This is a genomic window from Brachybacterium sp. YJGR34, assembly GCF_003347015.1.
GTDB lineage: Bacteria > Actinomycetota > Actinomycetes > Actinomycetales > Dermabacteraceae > Brachybacterium.
In genome coordinates this window covers 13578-39195 of sequence record NZ_PNFB01000001.1, presented here as the reverse complement: position 1 = coordinate 39195, position 25618 = coordinate 13578, and the positions used below count along the sequence as shown (strand labels likewise).

20 protein-coding genes are annotated in these 25618 nt (G+C 72.3%); 12 read left to right on the top strand and 8 right to left on the bottom strand.

Going from position 1 to position 25618, the window contains the following annotated elements:
* Positions 1 to 4 precede the first annotated feature (4 nt).
* On the bottom strand, positions 5 to 1360 hold the full coding sequence (locus tag CXH06_RS00155; RefSeq protein ID WP_114853132.1) for an alpha-L-fucosidase: 1356 nt from the start codon (positions 1358 to 1360) through the stop codon (positions 5 to 7).
* A gap of 91 nt (positions 1361 to 1451) precedes the next feature.
* Between CXH06_RS00155 and CXH06_RS00150 the strand changes: the two genes are divergently transcribed.
* The 5 genes from CXH06_RS00150 to CXH06_RS00130 all read left to right on the top strand — a co-directional run bounded on the left by CXH06_RS00150 (position 1452) and on the right by CXH06_RS00130 (position 8466).
* On the top strand, positions 1452 to 3002 hold the full coding sequence (locus tag CXH06_RS00150; RefSeq protein WP_114853131.1) for a M81 family metallopeptidase: 1551 nt from the start codon (positions 1452 to 1454) through the stop codon (positions 3000 to 3002).
* A 201-nt stretch (positions 3003 to 3203) separates the two neighbouring features.
* On the top strand, positions 3204 to 4196 hold the full coding sequence (locus CXH06_RS00145) for a hypothetical protein (protein WP_114853130.1): 993 nt from the start codon (positions 3204 to 3206) through the stop codon (positions 4194 to 4196).
* A 54-nt stretch (positions 4197 to 4250) separates the two neighbouring features.
* Positions 4251 to 5471 carry a toxic anion resistance protein gene (locus CXH06_RS00140; RefSeq protein ID WP_114853129.1) on the top strand — a complete coding sequence of 407 codons (1221 nt, stop codon included), beginning with the start codon at positions 4251 to 4253 and terminating at the stop codon, positions 5469 to 5471.
* Between the two features lie 407 nt (positions 5472 to 5878).
* A complete protein-coding gene (locus CXH06_RS00135; protein WP_114853128.1) occupies positions 5879 to 6649 on the top strand; it encodes an SDR family NAD(P)-dependent oxidoreductase in 771 nt (256 codons plus the stop codon).
* Positions 6646 to 8466: a hypothetical protein gene (locus CXH06_RS00130; RefSeq protein ID WP_114853127.1), complete on the top strand. Its 1821-nt coding sequence runs from the start codon at positions 6646 to 6648 to the stop codon at positions 8464 to 8466. The genes CXH06_RS00135 and CXH06_RS00130 overlap by 4 nt, the downstream gene beginning before the upstream one ends.
* Before the next feature lie 63 nt (positions 8467 to 8529).
* Here the strand turns inward: CXH06_RS00130 and CXH06_RS00125 are convergent, their stop codons facing one another.
* Positions 8530 to 9573 (bottom strand): LacI family DNA-binding transcriptional regulator, encoded by a 1044-nt coding sequence (locus tag CXH06_RS00125; protein WP_157975527.1) that lies wholly within the window; start codon positions 9571 to 9573, stop codon positions 8530 to 8532.
* A gap of 143 nt (positions 9574 to 9716) precedes the next feature.
* Between CXH06_RS00125 and CXH06_RS00120 the strand changes: the two genes are divergently transcribed.
* From CXH06_RS00120 to CXH06_RS00100, 5 genes are all read left to right on the top strand, one after another.
* Positions 9717 to 10751, top strand: coding sequence for a nucleoside hydrolase (locus CXH06_RS00120; RefSeq protein ID WP_114853125.1), 1035 nt, complete (start codon positions 9717 to 9719; stop codon positions 10749 to 10751).
* Positions 10752 to 10910: 159 nt separating this feature from the next.
* On the top strand, positions 10911 to 11801 hold the full coding sequence (locus tag CXH06_RS00115; RefSeq protein WP_114853124.1) for a nucleoside hydrolase: 891 nt from the start codon (positions 10911 to 10913) through the stop codon (positions 11799 to 11801).
* A 5-nt stretch (positions 11802 to 11806) separates the two neighbouring features.
* Positions 11807 to 13111 carry an ABC transporter substrate-binding protein gene (locus CXH06_RS00110; protein WP_114853123.1) on the top strand — a complete coding sequence of 435 codons (1305 nt, stop codon included), beginning with the start codon at positions 11807 to 11809 and terminating at the stop codon, positions 13109 to 13111.
* Complete coding sequence (locus CXH06_RS00105; RefSeq protein ID WP_198683971.1) at positions 13108 to 14004, top strand: carbohydrate ABC transporter permease; 897 nt, start codon at positions 13108 to 13110, stop codon at positions 14002 to 14004. Before CXH06_RS00110 ends, CXH06_RS00105 begins: the two co-directional genes overlap by 4 nt.
* Positions 14001 to 14918 (top strand): carbohydrate ABC transporter permease, encoded by a 918-nt coding sequence (locus CXH06_RS00100; RefSeq protein ID WP_114853122.1) that lies wholly within the window; start codon positions 14001 to 14003, stop codon positions 14916 to 14918. The genes CXH06_RS00105 and CXH06_RS00100 overlap by 4 nt, the downstream gene beginning before the upstream one ends.
* Positions 14919 to 15091: 173 nt before the next feature.
* On the opposite strand, the gene CXH06_RS00095 is transcribed toward CXH06_RS00100, so the two are convergent.
* From CXH06_RS00095 to CXH06_RS00070, 6 genes are all read right to left on the bottom strand, one after another.
* Positions 15092 to 15856 (bottom strand): GntR family transcriptional regulator, encoded by a 765-nt coding sequence (locus tag CXH06_RS00095; RefSeq protein ID WP_114853121.1) that lies wholly within the window; start codon positions 15854 to 15856, stop codon positions 15092 to 15094.
* 47 nt (positions 15857 to 15903) lie between these two features.
* Positions 15904 to 16959 (bottom strand): Gfo/Idh/MocA family protein, encoded by a 1056-nt coding sequence (locus CXH06_RS00090; protein ID WP_114853120.1) that lies wholly within the window; start codon positions 16957 to 16959, stop codon positions 15904 to 15906.
* Positions 16956 to 17849: a 5-deoxy-glucuronate isomerase gene (gene iolB / locus CXH06_RS00085; RefSeq protein WP_114853119.1), complete on the bottom strand. Its 894-nt coding sequence runs from the start codon at positions 17847 to 17849 to the stop codon at positions 16956 to 16958. Before iolB ends, CXH06_RS00090 begins: the two co-directional genes overlap by 4 nt.
* A 27-nt stretch (positions 17850 to 17876) precedes the next feature.
* Positions 17877 to 18809: a deoxyribose-phosphate aldolase gene (locus CXH06_RS00080; RefSeq protein ID WP_114853118.1), complete on the bottom strand. Its 933-nt coding sequence runs from the start codon at positions 18807 to 18809 to the stop codon at positions 17877 to 17879.
* Positions 18806 to 19834, bottom strand: coding sequence for a 5-dehydro-2-deoxygluconokinase (gene iolC, locus CXH06_RS00075; protein ID WP_114853117.1), 1029 nt, complete (start codon positions 19832 to 19834; stop codon positions 18806 to 18808). The genes CXH06_RS00080 and iolC overlap by 4 nt, the downstream gene beginning before the upstream one ends.
* 176 nt (positions 19835 to 20010) lie before the next feature.
* On the bottom strand, positions 20011 to 21621 hold the full coding sequence (locus tag CXH06_RS00070) for an MFS transporter (RefSeq protein WP_114853116.1): 1611 nt from the start codon (positions 21619 to 21621) through the stop codon (positions 20011 to 20013).
* Positions 21622 to 22037: 416 nt separating this feature from the next.
* On the opposite strand from CXH06_RS00070, the gene iolD reads away from it, so the two are divergent.
* Entirely contained in the window at positions 22038 to 23981 is a 1944-nt protein-coding gene (gene iolD / locus CXH06_RS00065) for a 3D-(3,5/4)-trihydroxycyclohexane-1,2-dione acylhydrolase (decyclizing) (RefSeq protein ID WP_114853115.1), read from the top strand.
* 96 nt (positions 23982 to 24077) lie between these two features.
* Positions 24078 to 25574: a CoA-acylating methylmalonate-semialdehyde dehydrogenase gene (locus CXH06_RS00060; RefSeq protein ID WP_114853114.1), complete on the top strand. Its 1497-nt coding sequence runs from the start codon at positions 24078 to 24080 to the stop codon at positions 25572 to 25574.
* Positions 25575 to 25618: the final 44 nt, after the last annotated feature.

Here is a 25618-nt window from a genome sequence, read left to right as displayed (position 1 = left end):
GCGGTCAACGCCGCGGGAGGGTCACCACCGACACGGCACCGTGAGCGGCCTCCGGCCGCAGCGTGAGGCCGCCCTCGGCCCGGGCCCCGTCCTCGCCGGGCACCCGCGCAACCTCGCACACCGCGGCGCTGACCTGCGGGTCCAGGGTCACAGGCCCCGCTGCCGGGTCGAGCAGCAGGGCGTGGAGAACCTCCTGCCCGTCGGCCGTGCGGCCGAACGTGAAGCGCACGCCCTCCGGCGGGGTCCGGACCGCTTCGTGGAACCAGGGGCGGGTGCCGTGGATCGCCGCGCCGTGGTCGTCCAGCCACGCGCCCATCTGCTCCAGTGCCGCGGATTGGAGGTCGGGGACCGTCCCGTCGGCCCGCGGGCCGACGTTCAGCAGCAGGTTCCCGTTCTTCGAGACCACGTCCACCAGCAGACGGATCAGCGCCGCCCCGTCCAGGGCGTGCTCCTGGGACTCCTCGGCGTTGTACCCGAAGGACAGTCCCAGCCCACGGGTCGATTCGAAGACCTCGTCCTGCACCGCGGCGATGTCCTGGTACTCGCGGGTGAGCACCCCATGGACGGGGATCCCCCAGCGGTCGTTGACCATCCCGGCGGGGACGGCCTCGAGGTACTCCGCGAACAGCTGCTGGAGGGAGTCGGGGCCGTCGAGCTTGCCGGCATCCGGCCAGTCGATGTCGTTCCACAGCAGGTCCGGCGCGAAGGCATCGACGAGCTCGCGCAGCTGCGCGGCGGCGTGGGCCGCGAAGGCCGGATCGTTGCGGCGCAGCGCGAAGAGGTCCTCGTTCGAGGTCAGCGGAGGGAAGTCGCTGACGTGCCAGTCATGGGCGCCGGAGAAGTAGAGCCCCAGCCGCAGCCCCGCCGCGCGCACCGCGGCGGCGAGCTCGGCGATCAGGTCCCGGCCGGGTCCGCGCCGGGGAGCGGTGAAGGTGGTGGTGGCGCTGTCCCAGAGGCAGAAGCCGTCGTGGTGCTTCGTGGTGGGGACCAGGTAGCGGGCGCCGGCGCGGACGGCTAGGTCCACGATCCCCGCGGCGGCGCCCGGGGCGGGGCGCCAGTCCTGGGCGAAGTCCTCGTAGGTGCGGCCCAGGCCGTAGAGCTCCTCGTGGCGGCGCTTCGTGGGGCCCTCCAGGCGCACGGTGTTCGCGTACCACTCGGCGTACTGGTGGCGGGCATAGGCGGTCTCGGCGGTGACGTCGCTGCGGTCCAGCACGTCCGCCCAGGCGGGCACCGAGTACAGCCCCCAGTGCACGAAGATCCCCAGCTTCGCGTCGCGGTACCAGTCCGGCACGGAGAGATCGGGATACGCGGAGGCGGGGGCGGCGTGCGCGGGGCCGTGGCGGTCGTCGAAGCTGATCATCGGTGGTCCTTCGTCGGAGCGGTCCCGTGGCGGTGGGCGGTGCCGGATGCAAGGATGGCAGGATCCCGCCGCTCAGCCCCTGGAGACACGCATGTCAGAGACGACATCCCCGTCCGCCCCACCCCGTATCGCGCTCGCGGGGATCGCCATCGAGTCCTCGACCTTCACCCCCTACGTCTCCTCCGCCGAGGACTTCGAGGTGCGCCGCGGCACCGCCGAGATCCTGGACCGCTTCCCGTTCTTCACGGACGGCTCGGCCTCCGGGCAGGCGCTGCGGGAGGCCGCGGACTACGTGGGCGTGCTCCATGCCCGGGCCCTGCCGGGCGGTCAGCTGGTGCGCGAGGTCTACGAGGGCTGGAAGCAGGAGATCCTCGACGGCCTCGACGCGGCGGCGGCCGAGGCTCCGCTGGACGGCTTCTTCTTCGACATCCACGGGGCGATGAGCGTGGTGGGGCTCGAGGACGCCGAGGGCGATCTGATCACCGCGATCCGCTCCGTCCTCGGCGACGACGTCGTGGTGGGCACCGCGATGGACCTGCACGGCAATGTCTCCGAGACCCTCTTCTCCTGCTGCGACCTGCTGACCTGCTACCGCCATGCCCCGCACATCGACGCCTGGGAGACCCGCGAGCGGGGGCTGCGCGACCTGGTCGAGTCCGCGGCCGCGGTGCGGGAGGGTGCCCCCCTGCCGCACAAGGCTCTGGTGCACGTCCCGATCCTGCTGCCCGGGGAGAAGACCTCCACCCGGATCGAGCCCGCGAAGTCGCTGTACGAGCGGATCCCGGCGCTCACCGAGCGCGCCGGCGTCACCGACATCTCCTGCTGGATCGGCTTCGCCTGGGCCGATCAGGATCGCTGCCAGGCCGCGATCGTCGCCCACGGCCCGGAGGCCGCGGCGGTCGACGCCGCCGCCCTCGAGCTCGCCACCGCCCTCTGGGAGGTCCGCCACGACTTCGAGTTCGTGGCCCCCACCGGGGAGTTCGAGGAGTGCCTGGACCGCGCGATCGCCTCCGACGCCCGGCCCTTCTGGATCTCCGACTCCGGGGACAACCCCGGCGCGGGCGGAGCCGACGACACCACCTACTGCCTCGCGCGCCTCGCCGCGCGCGAGGAGATCCGCCGCGGCGAGGTCAGCGCCCTCATGGTCTCGCTGGTCGATCCGGAGACCACCGAGGCGGCCCATGCCCTGGGCGTGGGCGGGCGCGGCGAGGTGGCGATCGGGGCGCGGATCGACACCCGCGAGCCCGGTCCGGTGCCGCTGCGGGTGCAGGTCCAGGCGCTGGATGCGTCGGGGCCGACGGGCCGCGCGGCGGCGCTGCGCGTGCTCGACGGGGAGCAGGAGACGGGCCTGGTCGTGGTGGTCACCGCGCGCCGCTCCCAGTGGGCGCGGCACGAGATGTTCGCGCGGCTGGGGCTGTCGATGACCGGCTTCGACGTGGTCACCGTGAAGATGGGCTACCTCGAGCCGGACCAGTACGCCGCCGCCGCAGACTGGCTGCTGGCCCTCACCCCGGGCGGCGTGGACCAGGACCTGCTGCGACTGGGGCACGAGAGGATCCGCCGGCCCATGATCCCCTTCGACGCCGAGATCCCGGCGCCCACGGCCGCCGACCTGCACCGGGGCGGCGGGTCTCGCCGCTGACCGGCGCGGCGCCGGGCCGCGCGGAGCGTGCAGCGACGACCGTCCCTGCGCTCGCAGCGGATCCTCGGCCGACGTCCAGTGGTCCGCGATAGCCTGGCCGCACGCACAGGACGAGGCGCTCTCGGGAGCGGATCGGGCCGCACGGCCGGTCCCCTCCGCCGCCGAGGTCTCGTCGCCGCCTCCACAGGACTGCGGGGACCAGTGAGCGACGGACACGACCCGTCGGCCGACCGGCCGACCAGCGGGAACAGCAGGTTCCCCGATCCCTTCGCGCCCGAGCCCCCCTCCCCCGGCGACTCCCCACCCGGCGCGACCGCCGCCGGGCCGACGGACGCTCCCGTCGCCGGACAGGCTCCTCCGCCGGCCTCCCCCGGGGACCAGGACCTGCCCTGGAAGGCGACCGCCGAGCGCCGGGACCTCTGGGGTCCGCGCGAGACGCCGCTCGAGGGGGCGGTGCACCGTCCCGCGGGTCTGGACGTCACCCGCTCGGGCACCTCGGGGCGCGGCCTCGCCGTGCTGCTCGGCGTCCCGCTGCTGCTGGGCGGCCTGGCCGGGGCCGCGACCCTCCTGCTCGTCCTCGGCACCGGCCTCGCCGGGCCGCTGCTGGCCCTGATGGCGGCCGCCGGGGTGGGCGTGGTGGCCGCCGGTGGCAGCGGCGCGGCGCTCCGCGTCCTGCGCAGGGCGCCGGCACAGGCCCCTGTCCTGGCCGGTGAGGTCACCGGCAGCACCCGCGAGACGCTCGAACGGATCCTCCGCGCCGACGAGGTCACCCGGCAGCGTGTGGCCGAGCTGCGGCCGCGCGCGAGCAACGCCTCCGCCACCCGCGTCCTGGACGAGGCGACAGCACTCGTGACCAGGATCGATGCCCTCGTCGGCTCCGAGCAGCTGCAGTCGATGCGCTCCTCCTCCGGCGAGATCATGATGCTCGAGGGCATGGCCAGCCGCTACCTGCCCGAGCTCCTCGACGCCGCCGAGGACATCCTCGGCTTCCTGCAGACCTTCGCGGGCACCGCCCGCGAGGAGGCGCTCGAGAACCTCGACCGCGTCATCGAGCAGATCGCGGTGCTCGCCGAGGGGGTCGAGCAGATCGAGACCGACATCGTCGGCGGCGTCTCCCGCTCCCTCGACGTGCACTCCGAGTTCCTGCGCGCCCGCTTCGCCGACCATCACGTGGACCCGATGATCGACGTCTGACCAGCTGGTCCGCCCGCCGTTCCCCGCCACCGCAACCCACCCCAGGAGGCCCCGATGGACAAGCTCCAGCCGCCCACCCCCGCCGAAGAGATCGCACCCGCCGAGCCGGTCGAGGAGATCAGCGATGACCAGGCCGTCTCGGTGCTGCCCGACCTCCCCGAGGAGCAGCAGCAGGAGCTCGCGCAGAAGGCCGACGCGTGGGTGGACCAGGTCGCCGGCCTGAACCCCCACTCCCAGGAGTTCACCGCCCAGGTCAACGCCCTCGGCGCGGTCGCGCGGCGCACCTTCGAGCGCACCTCCAGCACCTCCTCCCGCTTCATGGAGCAGACGCTGAAGGAGTCCAAGGACAAGGGCAATGCCCAGGAATCCGTCGCCAAGAGCCTCTCCGAGCTGCGCACCACCATGGAGGATCTGGCGCCCAAGGACGAGACCTTCGCGCAGAAGGCGCTGTCCTTCCTGCCCGGCCGCAACGCCGCCAAGCGCTACTTCCGCGGCTTCGAGTCGAACCAGGACCAGCTCGACCAGGTCCTCGGCGCACTGGGCCGCGGCCAGGAGATGCTCCAGAAGGACAACGCCGAGCTCGCCGTGGAGCGCCGCGGCCTCTGGGAGGACCTCGGCGCCCTGCAGAAGGCCGCCTCGCTGCTGACGCTGCTGGACGAGCGGGCGGTGCGCCGCGCCGAGCAGGCCCGCGCCGAGGGCAAGGCCGCGGAGGCCGATGCCCTCGAGCGGGACGTGCTCTTCGCCGTGCGCCAGCGCCGCCAGGACGTGGCCACGCAGATCGCCGTGACCGTCCAGGCCTACATGTCGATGGGCCTCATCGAGGACAACAACACCAAGCTCCAGCAGGGCGTGGAGCGGGCGCGGACCACCACCGTCACCGCCCTGCGCACCGCCGTGATCACCGCCCAGGCGCTCGAGAACCAGAAGATCGTGCTGGACCAGATCGACGCGGTCAACCGCACCACCGACAACCTCATCTCCCGCACCTCGAAGATGCTCGCGGACAACTCGGTCAAGATCCAGGAGCAGGCCGCGACCTCCGGCGTCTCCCCCGAGACCCTGCAGAAGGCCTTCGACAACCTGTTCACCACCATGGACGGGATCGACAGCTTCCGCGCCCAGGCGAACAAGAACTTCCTCACGACGGTCGAGAACCTCGAGCACCAGGTCCAGCGCGCCCAGCCGTACATGGACCGCATGCAGAAGGAGACCCCCACCGAGGTCGAGGCCCAGCTCGACAACGCCGCCGACCTCCTGGAGATCGAGGACCGCTGAGCCGCGCAGCGGCGAGCGGCCGGGCGGGCGCGGACCGGAGCCGTCCAGCTGCGGGCGCGGGCCCGTGCGGCGCGGTGCAACCGGCGCCGCCTGCGCCGCCCGCGCCGTCGAGCAGTTGAGTGCGATCCCGTGCCAGATCCGGCCCTGATCTGCCACGGAACCGCGCCTTTCTCGCCGCGGCCCGGTCGCCGGGCCGGAAGGGGCGCTGCGGGGCGCTCCTCGGACACGACGAGGGCGCCCGCTCCGGGGCCCGAGGAGGCGGTCGCCGCAGTCGGCCGGGCGCACCGCCCTCCTTGCCACTGGTCAACCGGTTGGGCAGACTGGGCGGGTCGCCGGCCGGGAGCTGCCCCGCCGCCGCCTGGCCGTGCACCGCCGCACCTCACCCCCACCGAACGGATGATCCAACGATGTCTCGTCTGACCTCCCGCACCGCCCTGATCACCGGCGCCGCCTCCGGCATCGGCCTCGCCGTCGCCTCCCGCTTCGCCCGCGAGGGGGCACGGGTCGTGATCGCCGACCGCGATTCCGGGGCCGCCCGCACCGCGGCCGAGAGCATCACCGCCGAGTCCGGCCCGGGCACCGCGCGGGCCGTGACCGTGGACATCGCCGACGAGGCCGCGGTCGAGTCCGCCTTCGCTGAGCTCGCCGCGGCGGACTGGACGCCGGACGTCGTGATCGCCAACGCCGGCGTGCAGCTGTTCGGCCAGGACGCGAAGATCGCCGAGGTGGATCTGGAGGTCTGGCAGCGCACCGTCGACGTCAACCTCACCGGCACCTTCCTCACCGTCAAGCACGCCGTGCGCTCGATGCTGGCCACCGGCGGCGGCTCGATCGTCATCACCGGCAGCCCCACGGGTCTGAGCGGCGAGGGGAACGACTTCACCGCCTACGCCACGACCAAGGCGGGGCTGCACGGCCTGACGCGCACGGTGGCCGCCGCCTATGCGGCCGACGGCATCCGGGTCAACGCCGTGATCCCCGCCTACACCGAGACCCCGCTGGTCACGACCATCTCCGACGATCCCGAGGAGCGCTCGGCGATCGTGAGCCGGATCCCGCTGGGCCGGGCCGGCACGCCGCAGGACGTCGAGGGGATCATGGTGTTCCTCGCGAGCGACGACAGCGCCTTCGCCACCGGCTCGCTGTTCGCCGTCGACGGCGGCATGACCGCGCTGTGAGCACGCCCGGCGCACGCGACGCCTGGGGCGCCGTCCCCTCCGGCGAGCGCTGGAGCGCGGGGCGCTGGTCGCTCGACGTGCGCGGCGACGAGCTGGCCGATGTGCGCTGCGACGGTCAGATCGTGCTGCGCGCGATCCGCGCGGTCGCCCGCGACGAGGACTGGAGCACCGCCTGGCCGACCGTCGCCGCGCATCGCGCCGAGGGCGACACGCTGGTCCTCGAGCTGGAGGTCGACGCACCGGGCCTCACCCTGTCCGAACGCCTGCACGTCGAGGCCGACGGCGACCGCCTCGCCGTGACGCTGGAGGCCGTCGCCCGCGCGGAGACCCGCACCAATCGCACGGGACTGGTGGTGCTGCATCCCCCGCGCCTGGCCGGGCAGGTGATGGGCGTGGGCCACTGCGACGGCTCCGAGGAGGCGCTGACCTTCCCCGTGGCCCTCTCCCCGCATCAGCCGGCCCGCGACATCACGGCGCTGTCCTGGAGCGACCACGGGATCCCGCTGCGTGTGGAGCTCGAGGGGGAGGTGTTCGAGATGGAGGATCAGCGCAACTGGTCGGACGCCTCGTACAAGACCTACAGCCGTCCGCTCGCGGAGCCCTTCCCGTACACCCTCGCCGCCGGGGAACGGGCCCACCAGCGGGTGGTGCTCACGGCGGGGGACGGCCCGGCCGGCGGCGCCGACGCACCCCGTGGCGACGGGCGGGCGGAAGAGCCCGCCCCGCAGCCCGACGTCCTCACCCTCACCGCGGCCGGCACCGTCCCGCTGATCGCCGTCGGCGCCTCGTCCGCCCCGGATCCTGCACCGGCCACCCCGGACCCCGTGGCCGCGCACGCCCACGTCGAGCTCGACCTGCGCGATCCCGCGTGGCCCGCCGCCCTCGGGCGGGCGCGTCGTGGGGCGGAGGATCTCGCGGTCCTGCTGGTCAGCGCCACTCCCCCGGACCCGGCAGTGCTCGCGGAGGTGGCCGGCGCCCTCCGGGACGTCCCGCTGCGCTGGGCGGCGATCGTCGATGCCACCTCGCACGTCACCGAGCCGGGATCGGCCCGGGCCCTGCGTGCCGCGCTCGGCGCGGTGCGGACGGAGGCGGTGCCTGTCGTCGGCGGCTCCCGCTCCCACTACACCGAGCTGAACCGCGAGTGGGACCGTGTGCCGCACGGGGAGCTCGACGCGCTGGTCTTCCCCACCACCCCGCTGTTCCACACCCTGGAGACGGAGCAGCTGGTGGAGTCCGTGGCGATGCAGCGCCTCCTCGCCACCGAGGCGGCTGCCCGTGCCCCCGGCACACCGGTCCACATCGGTCCCGTGACCCTGCGCCCGCGCTTCAACAACGTCGCGACCCGGCCCGTCCGGCCGCCTCGCCGCACCGACCTCGCCGAGGGCTACGGCGCGCACCGCACCGGCGCGGCGGACCCCCGCCAGGACAGCCCCGAGCTGGCCGCCTGGACGATCGCGAGCGCCGCGGCGCTGGCCGTGCCGGGCATCGCCTCGCTGACCTGGTTCGAGGACTGGGGGCCGCGCGGGCTGCGGCGGGCCGACGGCACGGACCGGCCGGTGCGCGCCGCCCTCGCGGCCCTGGCCGCCCTTCCCGGCCGCGCGCTGCTGAGCGGCGCGAGCCCCGACGGCCTGCTGTGGGCCCTCGGGGCGCAGGACGCCGCGGACGGGGCGTCGGTGCTGCTCGCGAACCTCTCGGACCGCCACCGCACGGTGGACCTCCAGCTCCCGGGCGTCCCGATCCGCCGCGCCGAGGTCGCCCCCTGGAGCTGGCACCGGCCGGACCTCGCCGCGGAGAGCTCACCGGGTCACCGGGCCTGAGGACCCCGTCGCGGCGGCACCGAGCACCGGGACCCGGAGCGCCGCGACGTGCCCGGCGACCGCTCAGTCGTCGGCAGTGCCCCCGTGGGGAGCCACCGACGCGCGCACCACCAGCTCGGGCTCGATGATCTGCCGCGGGGTGCTCTCCCCGGAGCGGATCCGCTCGACGAGCGTGTGGAGCGTCGTGCGCCCGACGCCCTGGAAGTCGAGGCGCATCGTGGTCAGGGGTGGCGAGAAGTAGGCGGCGGCCGGCATGTCGTCGACGCCGACGATCGAGAAGTCCGCCGGCGCCTTCCGTCCTCGGCCCTCCATGGCGCTCAGGAACCCCAGGGCGATCTCGTCGTTCGCGGCGAAGACCGCGGTGAAGCTGCTCGGCCCGATTCTCTGCGTGGCCTCGAAGCCGCTCGCCGAGGACCAGTCGCGTGCTCCGCTGATGACGACGGGCTCGAGCCCGGCCTGCGCCATGGCCTCGCGATATCCCCGCTCCCGCTCGACGGCCTCGTGGCGGGTGTGCGGTCCGGCGAGATGGAGGATCTCCGTGTGACCCTGCTCGAGGAGGTGGCGCGTGCCCTCGAGCCCCGCGGTGAAGGAGTGCGTGCCGATCGAGTCGACCTCGTGGCGCGGGCGCTCGGAGAGGTTCACGACGGGGACGTGCTTCCGCGCCAGATCGAGCGACTCGTCCACACCGGGGATCGAGGTGGAGACGATGATCCCGTCCACGGGAGCGGAGAGGAAGTGATCGACCGCGCGGCGCACCTCGCTCTGCCATCCCTCCGCGGCGAATCCGACCTCGACCTGGGCGACCATCAGCATCTGGGCGAGCTCGCGGGAGGCGCGACTGAGGCCGGTCAGGATCTGGGCGCTGCCATGGACCATCTCGCCCACCAGCAGCACGCCGATCGTTCCCGTGTACGGGGAGCGCAGGCTGCCGGCCGCCCGGTTCGGGAGGTATCCGAGCTCCTCGACCGCCGCGGCGATCCGCACACGCGTGCGCTCCCCCACGTACCCCCGTCCCGAGAAGTATCGGGAGACGGTCTGCGCGGAGACCCCGGCCGCTCGTCCGACGTCCGCCATGCTCGGCCTGCCGCCGACTCGGGACTGCGCCACCTGTCCTCGCTTCCTGGATCGGGACGGAGTTCGTCTCACCCCTTTTTCGGTTACCGATCACATGCTACGGTCTGTGATCGTTAACCCAATGCGGTCAACCGGTTGACGACTCAGGCGTCGCCACGGACAGAAGGAGGTCGACGATGACCCGGATCCCCACCGACAGCGCCACCGTTCGGGCCAGGAAGCACTGGTCACTGGGCGAGACACCCTGGCAGACGCTGACGCCCGCGACCGCACCGGCCGCGCGCGTGATCATCGACAACGACTTCGCCGGAGACCCCGACGACCTCTACCAGCTGATCCACCACCTGCTCTCGCCGAGCGTCGAGATCCGCGCGGTGATCGGCTCGCACCTGCGCGAGGGCGACGGGTTCTACCCCGGACCCGACTCGGCGACCCAGGCGACCGCCATCATCCGCGACGTCTTCGCGCGCATCGGCCTCGACTCCACCGAGATCATCCACGAGGGCTCGAACCGGCCGCTCTCCTCCCGCACCGCACCGCAGCCGTCCCCCGCCGTGGACGTGATCATCGCGGAGGCCCTGCGCGAGGACGTCGACAGCCCGCTCTTCTATGTCGCCGGCGGCGGTCTCACCGACCTCGCCTCCGCCGTCCTTACCGAGCCCCGCATCGCCGAGCGGCTGACCGTGGTGTGGATCGGCGGGAACGAGCACGAGGGGCTCGCCGCACCGCCGCCGGGCGCCATGCCCATCGAGTACAACCTGCTCATCGACGTGCTCGCCGCCCAGGTGGTCTTCACCGACTCCGAGCTCCCGCTCTGGCAGGTCCCGCGCGACGTCTACCGGCAGTGCCTGGTCTCCGCCGCCGAGCTGCGTCGACGCGTCGCCGCCACCGGGCCGGTGGGCCGCTACCTCTTCGAAGAGACCGTCGCCCTCAGCGCCCTCGGGGCGGACAGCAGCGGCATGCCGGAGACCTACGCCCTCGGCGACTCGCCGCTGGTGCTGCTCACCGCGCTGCGCTCCTTCTTCGAGCCCGACTCCTCCTCGAGCCGCCACCGTCTGATGCCCACCCCGGCGCTCGAGGCCGACGGCAGCTACACCGCCCGCCCCGACGCCCGCCCGATGCGGGTCTACACCCAGGTGGACACCCGCCTGATGCTCGAGGACCTCTTCCTCAAGCTCGAGGAGCTCGACACCTGGCTGACGAGCCCCTGACCCTGTCGGCCGACCGCGACGACGTCGCGATCGGCCCTCGCCCACCCACGACCGGCAGGTCCCTGCCACCCCATCCGCGCTCGACGACGAGCCGACCCTCGCCCCCGAGGCGATGCCGGCGTCCCCTCGTCGAGCTCCTCGACCCCGGAGGACTGATCGATGACGATCCCCACCCCCCGGACCCGACGGGTCCTCATCAACACCGACACGAAGAACGAGGCGGACGACCAGTTCGCCATCGTCCACGCCCTGCTCTCCGAGACGCTCGACGTGCGCGGCCTGATCGCGGCGCACTTCGGCACCTCCCGCTCGAGCACGAGCATGCTCGACAGCCGCGCGGAGATCGACCTGCTGCTGGAGCATCTCGCGATGCCCGAGGTGCGCGTCGAGAACGGCGCCGCCTCCGCGCTCGCGGACGAGGCCTCGCCCGCGGACTCCCCGGGAGCGCGGCTGATCATCGAGGAGGCGCACAGGACCGACGCGGGCCCGCTGCAGATCGCCTTCCTCGGCCCGCTGACGGACATGGCCTCCGCGCTCCTGCTGGACCCGAGCATCGCGCAGACCGACACCACGGTGATCTGGATCGGCGGCCCCGGATACGGCGACCGCGAGCCGGAGGAGCGCGCCGAGTTCAACCTGCGCAACGACATCGCGGCCGCGAACGTCGTCTTCCGCTCAGGGATCCGTCTCTGGCAGGTCCCCCGCACCGCCTACGTCATGACCTCCGTGGGCTACGCCGAGCTCGAGGAGAAGGTCGCCCCCTGCGGCGAGCTGGGCGAGTACCTCGTGCGCCAGCTCACGGACTGGAACGAGACCTGGCACGCAGAGCCCATCGAGCACCGCGCTCTCGGCGATTCCCCCGCGATCGGACTCATGCTGAACCCGCTGGGAGGCCTCTTCCGCACCGTTGCGGCACCGACCTTCGGCGCCGAGGGCGGGCTGCTGCCCGGCGGCCGTCACACCGTGCGGGTCTGCGAGATGTACGACGGCCGCTATCTGCTCGAGGACATGTTCGCGAAGCTGCGCCGCTTCGCCGGCGTGCGGAGCTGACGGCCATGGACGCGACGAGGCACCCCGACCTCAGCGGACACGGCTCGCGTCGGCGCTTCCTGACCGGTGCCCTCGCGCTGCCCGGCGCTGCCGCGCTCAGCTCCTGCGCCTCGGGCATCGGGACCAGCTCGGCCGCGACCGACGGCCTGACCCTGCTGAACTACGACGACATCGACAGTGCGACGCTGCTGCGGGAGCAGCTGGCCGAGCTCGAGACCGACACCGGGGTCCGCACCACCCTCGACACCGTGCCCGGCTCCGGCGCCGCCCAGTTCCCCGACAAGCTCCGCACCCGCATCCTGGGCGGCAACGCCCCCGACCTCTGGCAGATCTGGGGCGGCCAGATCGGGCAGCCCTTCGTCGACGCGGGACTCACGATGGACCTCGCGCCGTACTACGAGAGCTACGTCTGGGAGGAGCGCCTCGGCGCCGCCGGCATCGACGGGATGACCTTCCACGGTGCCCGGCACGGCGCACCGCTCAACGTCGCCTCCCTCGGGGCCTGGTGCAACGCCCGGATCTTCGAGGAGGCCGGCGCCGCGGTGCCGACCACGTACGACGAGCTCGAGGAGGCCAACGAGCTGATCCTCGCCTCCGGGATCACCCCGGGAGGATTCGGCGGGAAGTACGGCTGGCACATCATGCGCCTGTACGAGTACCTGCTCGAGGTCACGGCGGGTCCGGAGCTGCACGATGCGCTCCTGGTGGGCGAGGAGTCCTGGGACCAACAGGCCGTGATGGAGTCCTTCGACCTGTTCCAGGCCTGGAACGCCCGCGGCTGGATCACCCCTGGCGCCCTCGGCGTCGCCCCGCCCGATGCGGAGCAGAGCTTCGTCCAGGGCACCAGCGCCTTCACGATCAGCGGCCCGTGGATCGAGTCGCAGTACATCGTCCCCTCGGGGAAGCCCCGCGAGGAGTTCGGGACGTTCCTGCTGCCGACGGGGCACGAGGCCGTGCGGCACTCGGGCTTCGTCGAGGGCCTGATGATCTCCTCGACCTCCGGGGCCCCGGACGACGCGGCCGCCGTCATCGACCACATCCTGCAGCCCGAGGTCCAACGGGAGCTGCAGAACTCCCAGTCCGCCGTGCTCGCCGCCCCACCGGACCCGGACGAGTTCCCCCTCAGCGCGCAGTGGACGCAGATCCGCGAGGAGAGCGAGATCTACACGATCCAGGATCAGGCCTTCCCCAAGGCGGTGGCGGACAGCTATTTCGCGGTCCAGAGCAAGGTGCTCCAGGGCAACCTGTCCAGCGCGGAGGCCGCCCGCGACATGCAGCAGATCGTCAAGGATTGGACGGATCAGCGATGACCACGAGCACCCTGCGACCGCCGGGACGCCTCCGGCCCTCCCTCCTGCCGCTGGCCTTCGCCGCCCCCGCGCTGCTGCTGTACCTGGGCTTCCTGGTCTGGCCCGCGCTCCAGGCGCTCTGGATCAGCCTCACGGACTGGGACGGGCTGTCGGACACGCAGAGTTTCGTGGGCCTGGCCAACTACCGGGCGATGCTCGACGACCCGGTGGTCGGGATCGCGGCGTGGAACAACGTGCTGTGGTCGCTCGTGACGATCGCGCTGCCGATGGCCCTGGGACTGCTGTTCGCCGTGGTGCTGAACCGGAAGAGCCGCACCTCGCCGATCCTCCGCACGATCTTCTACGCTCCGGCGGTGCTCCCGCTGGTGTCGATCGCGTCGATCTGGGCGTGGATGTACGACCCCAGCGACGGGGCGATCAACACCGTCCTCGGCGCCGTCGGCCTGTCCGGGTTCGAGCAGAGCTGGCTGGGGCAGGACTCGACCGCGCTGTGGTCGGTCATGGTCCCCGCGGTGTGGGTGCGCACCGGCTTCCCGATGCTCCTGTACCTGGCCGCCCTGCAGTCCATCCCGGACGAGCTGTACGAGGCCGCGTCCGTGGACGGCGCCACGCGCTGGCAGCAGTTCACCCGCATCACCTTCCCCAGCCTCCGGGACACCCACTACATCGTGCTGGCCCTGTCCCTCATCGAGTCCTTCAAGGTGTTCGACCTGGTCTACGCCATGACCTACGGCGGGCCCGGCTACTCGACGCAGGTCATGGGCACCTGGATGTACGCGAACGTCTTCCAGTACTTCGAGGCCGGGTACGGCACGGCGATCGCCGTCGTGATCACGATCGTCGCCATCGCCGCCGGCATCCCCTACGTCCGATCGCAGGTGAAGAGCTCATGACCGCCCAGACCGCCGGTTCCCCCGTTCCTGCCGCCCCCGTCCCGTCGCGCGCGCCCGGCGAGGGGAGAGCACGCCCCGCCCGCGACTCGCGGCGATCCCTCGCCCGGATCGGCACCACCCTCGGCGCCTCGATCGGGGCGCTGATCTGGATCTCGCCCCTGATCCTGCTGGTGATCTCCGCCGTGCGCCCGCTCTCGGACTTCCTGAGCAACGGCCCGGTCTCCTGGCCGCAGGAGCTCACGCTCGCCAACTTCCCGGAGGCCTGGGAGGCCGGCCGGTTCGGCACCGCATATCTCAACAGCGCGTTCCTGCTGCTGGTGAAGGTGCCCCTCGGGGTCTTCGTCGCCTCCCTGCTCGCCTACGCGCTCTCGAAGCTCGAGATGCCCTTCCGCAACGCCATCCTCTTCACCGTCGTGCTGGGCATGACCATCCCGATCTACATCGCGATCGTCCCCCTGTTCACGATGCTGCGCGGGGTGGGGATGACCGACAGCATCCTGGGCATCATCCCGCCGTACGTCGCCTTCGGGCTGCCTCTCCAGGTGCTGATCCTGCAGGCCTTCTTCCGACGGGTGCCCGACGAGCTCCTCGAGGCGGCCCGCATCGACGGCGCGGGCGACGTGCGGATCTTCTTCCGCATGGTCCTGCCGCTCTCGGTGCCGGCGCTGGTCACCGTCGCGATCCTGGACGGGGTGGCGACATGGAACGAGCTGTTCCTGGCGCTGTCGCTGCTGAGCTCGGAGGAGAACCAGACGATCCCGCTGGGGCTGCTGAACTTCCAAGGGCAGTTCGCCACCAACTACACCGGTCTGGCGGCGGGCATCCTCATCGCGGTGGTCCCGATCCTGGTGCTCTACATGCTGCTGCAGAAGTACATCGTCGGCGGCCTCACCGCGGGCGCCACGAAGGGCTGAGGCCTGCCGGCGGCGGCGGAGCAGCGCCGCCGGGAGTCGGCGCCCGGGCCCCAGCTCGGGCTTCGGGCCCCGGTCCTCGAGCCCGGGCGCAGGGCGTCGGGCGTCGGCCGCGAGCGCGGGTCGGCGCGGGCGCGTGGCGGCGCGGGCGGAGAACCGCGGGCCGCGCGTCCCGCTCAGGAGTCGACGAGGGTGACCTCGAAGGAGTAGCGCGAGGCGCGATAGACGTGGACGCCGTACTCGACCACGCTGCCGTCGTTCGCGAAGGAAGTGCGCTCCATGGTCAGCAGCGCCGCGCCCACCTCCTCGTCGAGCAGCTCGGCGTGCTCCTCGTCGGCGACCGTCGCTCCGATGCGCTCATGGGCGAGCACCGTGGAGATGCCCTTCTCGCGCAGGCAGGCGTACAGGCCCGAGGCCGCGAGCGCCTCGCGGGTGGGGGCGATCCGCTCGGGGATGGTGTTGCGCATGACCGCGAGCGGCGCGTCGTCCGCGAAGCGCACCCGGATCAGGTCGAGGACCTGCTCTCCCGGTGCGAGCTGCAGGCGGTCGGCGGCCTCCGGGGAGGGCCGGCCCACGCGGTACTCGATCACCTCGGTGCGCGGCGCCTTCCCGGCGGTGCGCAGGTCGTCGTACAGGGAGGTCAGCGCCACCTGCCGGTTCACGGGCGCCTGCACCACCTGGGTCCCGACGCCGCGCTTGCGCACCACCAGGCCCTTGTCGACGAGCTCCTGGATGCCCTGGCGGACCGTCGGCCGCGAGAGCTGCAGCCGCTTCGACAGCGCCAGCTCGTTCTCGAGCCGGCTGCCGGGGGCGAGCACTCCGGTGCGGATCGCGTCCTCGATGCCGCCGGCCAGCTGCAGGTACAGCGGGGTCTGGCTGGCACGGTCGACGGAGAGATCGAGCGTGATCGGGCCGCTCTCGGGCAGGGGGGCGCTGTCCACAGCTGCCTCCTTCGGGTCGAGGGTCGGGGTGGGCTGCGGTCGAGGGCTCAGGAGGGGCGCTCGCGCAGCGTGATCTCGACCGCTCCGTCGGCGGACAGCGACTGCTCGGCGGCCTCGCAGACGGCGGCGGCCGCGTAGCCGTCCCACGCCGTGGCCGAGCGCACGGCCACGTTCGTCCCGTCGGCCACGGCCGCGATCCAGGCCTGGACCTCGGCATCGTAGGCGTCGAGGAAGCGGGGCCGGAAGTCGGCGGGGACCGCCCCGCCCCAGCGCCCGCCGGGCAGCTGGGTGGACACCAGACCGGACTCCTGGCCGATGGTCGCGCTGCCCTGCGATCCCACCAGCTCCGTGCGCACCTCGTAGCCGGAGCGGGTGTTCACGTACAGCTCGTCGGTGACCAGGGTGCCGGAGGCGGTGCGGAACAGCAGCAGCATCGGGTCGCTCAGCCCCTCGGGGGCGTTCTCGGTGCTGCGGGGGGTGAGGGTCTGCACGGAGACCACCGGCTCCTCGAGGAAGAACGAGATCGCGTCGATCTCGTGCACGGCGGAGTCGTAGACCATGTGCACGTTCGTGAATCCCGGCAGGACGTCGGCATTGCGGTGCTTGCAGTTCAGGATCAGCGGGGCGCCGAGCTCGCCGGCGTCAAGAGCGTCCTTGAGCTGGCCGTAGCCTGCATCGAAGCGGCGCATGAAGCCGAGCGAGACGTAGGCGCGGCCCGTCCCGTGCTCGGCGAGGACCACGTCGTACGCGTCGGACGGGTTCATGGCCAGCGGCTTCTCGCACAGCACCGGCTTCCCGGCCGCGATCGCGGCGAGCACCTGATCGCGGTGGAACTGGCCGGGGCTCGCGATCAGCACGGCGTCGACGTCCTCGGCGGAGATGACCTCCTCCGGGGTGTCCACGACGCGCGAGCCCGGCGCGGCGGCGGAGACCTTCTCGGCGGTCTCGCGCAGGTAGTCGCTGATCACGCTCACCCGGGCGCCCTTGATGCGGCGGGAGATGCGTTCGACGTGGTCCGCGCCCATCCGGCCCACGCCGATGACGCCGACGCGGATGTCCTGCGGGACGGTGGTCTGCCGGTCGGCGCTCTGCGTCGCGGTCATCGGGCCTCTCCTTCGAGTCGGGGGTCGATCCCTGCCTGCTCCCAGGTGCCGCGCACCCAGGTCTGCTCGGGATGGTCGGTGATGTTCCAGGCGCGACCGGTCTCCGGGCCGGCCATGACGTTGAGGTAGTACATGTCGTGCCCGGGCGCCGCGGCGCAGGGGCCGTGCCAGCCGTGCGGGACCAGGACGGTGTCGCCGCCGCGCACCTCCGTGAGCACGTCGATGGGCGCATCGTCCCTGCTGGCCGTGGTCTGGTGGAAGCCGAAGCCGGGTCCGGTGGGGCCGTCCTGGATCTCGTAGTAGTAGATCTCCTCGAGCTCCGACTCGCGATGCTCCCCGTCGTCGATCGTCTCGTCGTGCTTGTGCGCCGGATAGCTGGACCAGTTGCCGCCGGGGGTGACGACCTCGCAGGCGATGAGGCTGTCCATCGCGTCGAAGGCGCCGACGGCCCCGAAGTTGCGGACCGTCCGGGTCATCTGCCCGCCGCCGCGGATCTCGACCGGCACGTCCTCGGCGCGGATCAGCGCGACCGGGTGGCTGCCGGTGGCCACGGCGGTGGCGAGCGCGAAGCGCCCTCCCTCCGCGGAGGTGATCGTCAGCTGGGATCCGACGGGCACGTAGAGGACGTCGGTCGCGGAGGCGAACACGTCCTCGCGGCCGCGGAGCGTGTGCATCTCACCGCCGACGGAGACCTCGCAGCCCCCGTTCAGGGGCACGACCATCGCCTCGACCCCGTTGGCGGTGACGACCTCGCTGCCGCCGGCCTCGAGGGCGAGCACCCGCAGCCCGGTGTGCTCCCAGCCCTCGCGCGCGCCGGGATCGATGATCGTCTCGTAGGGGCCGCGGCCGGTGGAGCCGGCGGGCAGATGGAACTCGGACTCGGTGGCCATGGGGGAGTCTCCTGTCGAAGGGGGAGGTCAGCGGATCATGTCGACCGAGGCGCGCACGGCCGCGGTGACGTCGTCGCCGGCCGGGTACAGCAGCGTGCGGCCGACGACGAGGCCGCGCACGTTGGGGCGGTCCAGGGCCCGCTTCCACGAGGCCCGCAGGGTCGCGGGGTCGTCGTCGACGGGGTCTCCTCCGAGGATCAGGGCGGGCATGGTGGTGGCGTCCATGACGCGCTCCATGTCCTGGACCGCGGGCAGCTTCAGCCAGGTGTAGGCGCTGGTGGCGCCGAGGCCCTGGGCGATGTGGATGGACCGGATGACCGCATCCGGGGAGAGGTCGTTCACGATCGTCGTGCCCGGGCCCCCGGGGCGGGAGGACAGGAACGGCTCGACCATCGCGATCAGCTCGTGCCGGGCGAGGTCGGTGACGGCCCGGGCGCTCTCCTCGAGGATGTCCGCGGTGCGATCGTCCGCGAGGTCGATGCGCGTGAGCATCTTGCCGCCGTCGAAGCGGGACGCCGCGATCGAGGCGGCGTCGTAGGCGGTGAAGCGGTCGTCGATCTCCCAGGAGCTGCCCTGGAGCCCGCCGCGATTCATCGAGGCGAACACGATCTTGTCCTCGAGCGCGCCCATCAGCAGCAGGTCCTCGAGAATGTCGGCGGTGCCGAGCACGCCGTCGACCCCGGGCACCGCGAGCGCCTCGCGCAGGCGGTCCAGCAGCTCGGTGCGGCTGGCCATCGCCTGGGGGCGGGAGCCGACCGCGAGCGCGCCGCGGGCCGGGTGGTCGGCGGCGATGATCATCATGGAGCCGTCGGTGTCGTCGACGGTGCGGCGCCGACGCGCAGCGGCGAGCCGGGCGATCCGGCTCGGATCCTCGAGCCGCACCCGGGTGACCTCCGCGTAGGTGGAGACGAACTCCGGCGACGGCGCGTCGACACCGGCGGGAGCGGGGACGGCGCTCATGCGCGCTCTCCGACCGGCGCGGTGATCCCGCGGTCGCGCAGGGCGCCGAGCATCTCCCCGACGGTCTGCCCGTCGTTGGGGTCGCCGCCCGCGAGGAGCAGATCGATCTCCTCGCCCGTGGGCATGGCGGTCGAGCACTCCAGGCGGCTGGTGACGATGGCCCCCGCGGCATTGCAGCGGGTCAGGATGGTCTCGAGGTCCTGGCCGGCGAGCAGGCCGTGGCAGAGCGATCCGCCGAAGCTGTCGCCGGCGCCGAGGCCGTTGATCACCTGGATGAGGTTCGGGGCGACCTCGACCCTCTCGTCGCGAGTCTTGCCGAGCACGCCCTTGGGGCCCTGCTTGACGATCGCGACCTGGACCCCGGCCTCGAGCAGGGCGTCGGCGGCGCGCTCGGGCTCCGTCTCCCCGACGGCGACCTCGCACTCCTCCCGGTTGCCCACCGCGACGGTGGCGTACCGCAGCGCCTCGCGGTACTGCTCGCGGGCCTCCTCGATGCCGGACCAGAACATGGGCCGGTAGTCGAGGTCGAAGACGGTGTGCGCGGTGCGGCCGCGGGCCTCGAGCGCCGCGAAGTGCGCGGAGCGGCTGGGCTCCTCGGACAGGCCGGTCCCGGAGAACCAGAACAGGGGCGCCGCGGCGACGGCCCCGAGATCCAGGTGCTCGGGAGCGACCTGCAGGTCGGGCGCGCTGGGCCGGCGGTAGAAGTAGAGCGGGAAGTCGTCCGGCGGGAAGATCTCGCACAGGGTGATCGGGGTGCTCAGCTCGTCGTTCGTCACCACGAACCGGCTCGAGACGCCCAGACGCTCCATCTCCTTCACCACATAGCGACCGAAGGGGTCGTCGCCCACGCCCGTGATCACCGCGGGACGGTGGCCGAGGCGGGCCGCGGCGACGGCGACGTTCATCGGGCTGCCGCCGAGGAACTTGCCGAAGCTGTGGATGTCCTCGAGGCCCTTGTCGATCTCCAAGGGGTAGAGGTCGACCCCGCTGCGTCCGAAGGTGATGATGTCGAGGTCTGCTGCCATGGGTCTCCATGCCTCCCTGCGTCGAAAACCTGCGTCGGTGCCGTGCGCTGCCGCGAGCGCGTCGCGCCGTGGGCGACGGCGCCCGACGGTCCGGCGATGCATCCATGCTCCCATGGGCACATCTCTTTGTCCAGACAAATGAGGACGTCCTCCGCCCTGCAGCGGGCGGAGCGCGCTCAGCGCAGGCGGATCACGCCGCCGGCTTCGCGGAACTCCCATTCGATGCGCTCGAGGGTGAACTTCCGCGTCTCCGGGATCCGCAGGTAGTACCAGGTCACGGCACCGATGTTGATCACGGCGAACAGCCCGTAGGTGACCACCGGGCCGAGCCCGGACATCATCAGCGGGAAGGTGAAGGTGACGATCATGTTCGCGATCCACAGGATCATCACGACGAAGCCGGTGGCGGCCCCGCGGACGGCGCTGGGGAAGATCTCCGAGAGCATCACCCACATCACCGGGCCGGGTCCGGCCTGCATGCCGAGCATGAACAGCACGATCACGACCACGACCAGATAGGGCACGAAGCCGGGGATGTCCGGCGAGACGGCGCCCGAGGCCTCGAGGTGAGGATTGATCCCGAGCAGGAAGATCGCGGTCATGGCGATCAGCGAGAGGGTGAGGACCGTCTGGCCGACCAGCAGCACCTGGCGCCGGCCGAAGCGGCGCAGCGCGAGCAGTCCCAGGATCGCACCGACGACCGAGGCGAGGCCCGTGAAGACGTTGAGGATGATCGAGGCCTGGGCGTCGAAGCCCGCCGCCATCAGGACCCGCGGGGCGTAGTACATCATCGTGTTCACCCCGGTGAGCTGCTGCAGGACGGCGAAGATGCCGCCGAAGACGATGATCGAGCGCAGCCAGGGGACCGAGAACGCGCGGGCCAGGCTGAGCTTCTCCCGCGCCTCCTCCTGCCGGTGGTTGTCCGCCATCTCGGCGACCTCGACGGCGACGTCGTGCCGCCCCTCGACCCGGATCCGCTTCAGGCAGCCGATCGCCGCGGCGAGCTCCCCGCGGCGCACGTGCCAGCGGGCGGACTCCGGCATCATCCGGATCCCGATCCACAGCGCGACCGCGGGCAGGGAGCAGATCGCCAGCATCCAGCGCCAGGCGTGCCCGTTGCCGTCGGAGACCGCGACACCGCCGAGCGCGGCGAGGGCGTCCCAGCTGACGGTCTCGCCGGCCTGGTACGTGCCCGAGGGGTCGTTCGCGACCTGGGCGGAGGGCCCGCCCTGGATCGAGGCGATGATCGCGTTGACCACGAAGGCTGCGAACTGCCCCGTGACGATCATGAGCTGGTCGACGGCCACCAGCATCCCGCGCTGCTCCTTGGGAGCGGACTCGGAGAGGTAGACGGGGACCGTGGTGGAGGCACCGCCGACGGCCAGGCCCAGCACGAAGCGGGCGAGATACACCGTGGTGAGGTTCGGGGCCAGGGCGCAGCCCAGGGCGCCGACGAGGAACACCACGGCGAGCACCAGGAGATTGTGGCGACGGCCGTAGCGGTCGGAGAGACGACCGCCGACGACGGCGCCGACGGCGCACCCCAGGAGCAGGATGCCGCCGATCAGCCCTTCCTCGAGAGCGCTCAGCCCGAGGCCGCCGGCGGCCTCGGGCATCAGCATGTAGGGCAGGGCCCCGGAGATGACACCGGTGTCGTAGCCGAAGAGGAAGCCGCCGAGGCAGGCGACCACCGCGAGCAGGCCGATCGAGCGCCTGGGTCCGGAGGCCGGCGTCGAGCGGACCAGGTCACGGACCCGGGCGCTCTCCGCTGCGGGGGTGGAGCTCATGTCCCCTCCTTGGAACGTGAGTCCGACGCGAGGGCGTCGGTGCGCGGCGCCGTGGCGGCACTCGCGCGACGGGTGGTCGGAAATCGGGGCGACCGGTGGCGGGGATCGACCTCTTTGTCAGGCCGACAGCCCGAAACGCTCAGCATTTGTTCTATCTAACCGATCACCGCAAGCGAACGTGGCGGCACGTTAGCATGCAATCCAGGCACCCGGTGGACCTCCGATCGCCGTGCAGGCCTGGCGACTTGCCCGCGACCTGGGCACTCTCCCGCCACCCCCTTGTCCTGACAATGTCTTGACATGGTGGCACGGCCGGTCCATGCTGGTGCCCGATGATCTCACCGTCGAGTGGACTGCGTCCGACGGTGCCACCACTCTCCCGCCCTCGCCCGGCGGGCCTGCACAACGGAGGCAGCATGAGCGAGAACCCCCCGGCCCCCGTCGGCGGCACGGGCCCCCGCGACACCGTCCGTCTCACCGTCGCCCAGGCCCTGGTCCGCTTCCTCGCCGCGCAGCACTCCGAGCGCGACGGCGAGCGGCAGCGCCTCTTCCCCGGGGCCTTCGGCATCTTCGGCCACGGGAACGTGGCCGGTCTGGGGCAGGCGCTGCTGCAGAACGCCGTCGACCCGGCCCGGGACGACGCGGCCGAGCCGGAGGCGCCGCTGCCCTACTACCAGGCGCGCAACGAGCAGAGCATGGTCCACACGGCCGTCGCCTACGCCCGGACCAGGAACCGGTTGCAGACCCTCGCCTGCGCCGCGTCCATCGGCCCCGGCTCCACCAACATGGTCACCGGCGCGGCGCTCGCGACCATCGACCGCATCCCCGTGCTGATCCTGCCCAGCGATGTCTTCGCGAACCGGGCCGTGGACCCGGTGCTGCAGCAGCTCGAGGACGAGCGCGCCCTGGACGTCTCCGTCAACGACGCCTTCCGCCCCGTCTCCCGCTTCTTCGACCGCATCTGGCGGCCCGAGCAGCTCATCCCCTCGGCGCTGGCCGCCATGCGGGTGCTCACCGATCCGGCCGAGACCGGCGCCGTCACCCTCTGCCTGCCGCAGGACGTGCAGGCCGAGGCGCACGACTGGCCCGTCGACTTCTTCCGCGAGCGCACCTGGCACGTGGCCCGCCCCGTGCCGGAGCCCGCCGCCCTGGAGCGGGCCGTGGAGGTCATCCGCGGCGCTCGGCGCCCCGTGCTCATCGCCGGCGGCGGCACGATCTACTCCGCGGCGAGCTCCGCCCTGCAGGCCTTCGCCGAGTCCACCGACATCCCCGTGCTCGACACCCAGGCCGGCAAGGGCGCCCTGCGCGACGACCACGAGCTGTGCATCGGCGGCGTGGGCGCGACCGGCAACGACGCCGCCAACGAGCTCGCCGCCGAGGCCGACGTGGTGATCGGCGTGGGCACCCGCTACACCGACTTCACCACCGCCTCGCACACCGCCTTCCGGAACCCCGACGTGCGCTTCGTGAACCTCAACGTGAAGTCCTTCGACGCGGCGAAGCACGCCGCGGAGATGGTGGTGGCCGATGCCCGCACCGGCCTCGAGGCCCTCACCGGCGCCCTCGACGGCTGGCGCGCCCCGGCCGCGCACCGCGAGCGGGCCGTGCGCCTGCGAGCGGCGTGGGACGAGCGCGTCGCCCCCTGCTTCGCCCCGCACGATCAGGAGCTGCCGGCGCAGACCGAGATCTTCGGCGCCCTGAACGAGATGATGGGCGACGAGGACATCGTCATCAACGCCGCCGGCTCCATGCCCGGCGACCTGCAGGCCCTGTGGAAGGCCCGCTCCCCGCGGCAGTACCACCTCGAGTACGGCTACTCGTGCATGGGCTACGAGCTGCCGGCCTCGCTGGGCGCGAAGATGGCCGCCCCGGACGCCGAGGTGGTCGCCATCATCGGCGACGGCACCTTCCAGATGGCCCCGCAGGAGATCGCCACCATCGTCGCCGAGCGCGTCAAGGTCATCCTCGTGATCCTGCAGAACCACGGCTGGGCCTCCATCGGCGCCCTCTCGGAGTCCCACGGCAGCCAGCGCTTCGGCACCAAGTACCGACTGCGCTCGGAGGAGTCCGGCCTGCTGGACGGCGAGAAGCTGCCCTTCGACATCCCCGCCAACATCCGCTCCTACGGCCTCGAGGTGCAGGAGGTGTCCTCCGCGGCCGACTTCCGCGCGGCCTACCGCCGCGCCGAGGCCTCGACCGAGGCCACGGCGATCGTCGTGAACACGAACCTCTACGGCCCGCACCCGCCGGGCGAGGGCTGGTGGGACGTGCCCGTCTCGCAGGTCTCCCGCCTGGAGTCCACCCAGCAGGCCTCCGCGCAGTACGAGGCCGCCCGGGCCCCGCAGCGCCACTACCTCTGACCCGACACCACCCCGCGCGCCCGCGCGTCGGCCCGTTCCGCACCCTCCGCGGCCGAGGCGCCCCCGACGACTGACAGCACACCGAGGAGACACCCCATGGGATACGACGTCCAGCACTGGATCGGCGGCACCGAGACCGCCGGCACCGGCTCCACCCAGCCGATCCTCAACCCCGCGACCGGCCAGGAGGTGGGCACCCTGCACCTGGGCGACGCCGGCACCGTCGACCGCGCCGTCGAGGTCGCGACCGCCGCGCAGCGCGAGTGGGCGACGGTGTCGCTGGCCAAGCGCACCCAGATCATGTACCGCATGCGGCAGCTGATGATCGAGCACACCGAGGAGATCGCCCGCGCCATCACCCGCGAGCACGGCAAGACCGTCGCCGATGCGACGGGCGAGATCGCGCGCGGCCTGGAGACCCTGGAGTTCGCCACCTCCATCACCCAGGAGCTCAAGGGCGGCTTCTCGGAGAACGTCTCCACCGGCGTGGACGCGCACACGATGCGCCAGCCCCTCGGCGTGGTCGCCGGCATCACCCCCTTCAACTTCCCGGCCATGGTGCCCTTCTGGATGCACCCGATCGCGCTGGCCACCGGCAACGCCTTCATCCTCAAGCCCTCCGAGCGCGACCCCTCCGCCTCGAACATCGTCGCCCGCCTCTACCAGGAGGCCGGGGTGCCCGACGGCGTCTTCCAGGTGGTCCACGGCGGCAAGGAGACCGTCGACGCGCTGTGCACCCACCCGGGCATCGCCGCGGTGTCCTTCGTGGGCTCCACCCCGATCGCGCAGCACGTCCACGCCACCGCCTCCGCGGCCGGCAAGCGCGTCCAGGCCCTCGGCGGCGCCAACAACCACGCCGTGGTGATGCCGGATGCGAACATCGAGTTCGCCGCAGGCCAGATCGCCTCGGGCGCCTTCGGCTCCGCCGGCGAGCGCTGCATGGCCGTCCCGGTCGCGGTGACCGTGGGCGACGCCCACGAGCCCTTCCTCGAGGCCATCGCGGCCGAGGCGAACAAGCTCGTGGTGGGCCCCGGCGACGACCCGACCACCGACATGCCGCCGGTCATCACCGCCGCGGCCCGCGAGCGCGTCCTCCGCATGGCCGACGAGGCCGAGCAGGCCGGAGGGCGCCTGGTCGTCGACGGCCGCGGCCTGGTCGTCGAGGGGCACGAGAACGGGAACTTCGTGGGCCCGATCGTGGTCACCGACCTCGACCGCACCCACCCGACGTACACCGACGAGGTGTTCGGGCCGCTGCTGGTGGTCATGCACGTGAACAACTTCGACGAGGCCGTGGAGCTGGTGAACTCCTCCCCCTTCGGCAACGGCACCGCGATCTTCACCGACTCCGGGCACTACGCGCGGCGCTACCAGGAGGAGATCCAGGTGGGCATGGTGGGCGTGAACGTCCCGATCCCCACCCCGGTGGGCTACTACTCCTTCGGCGGCTGGAAGGACTCGCTGTTCGGCGAGCACCACGCCCACGGCCCCGAGGGCGTCGGCTTCTACACGCGGCAGAAGGCGATCACCACCCGCTGGCCCGCCCAGAACGAGACCGTCGAGAGCTCCATGAGCTTCCCGACCCACGACTGACCGCCGCCGGCCCTACGCACCGCCTCTCCACCGAAGGACTGATC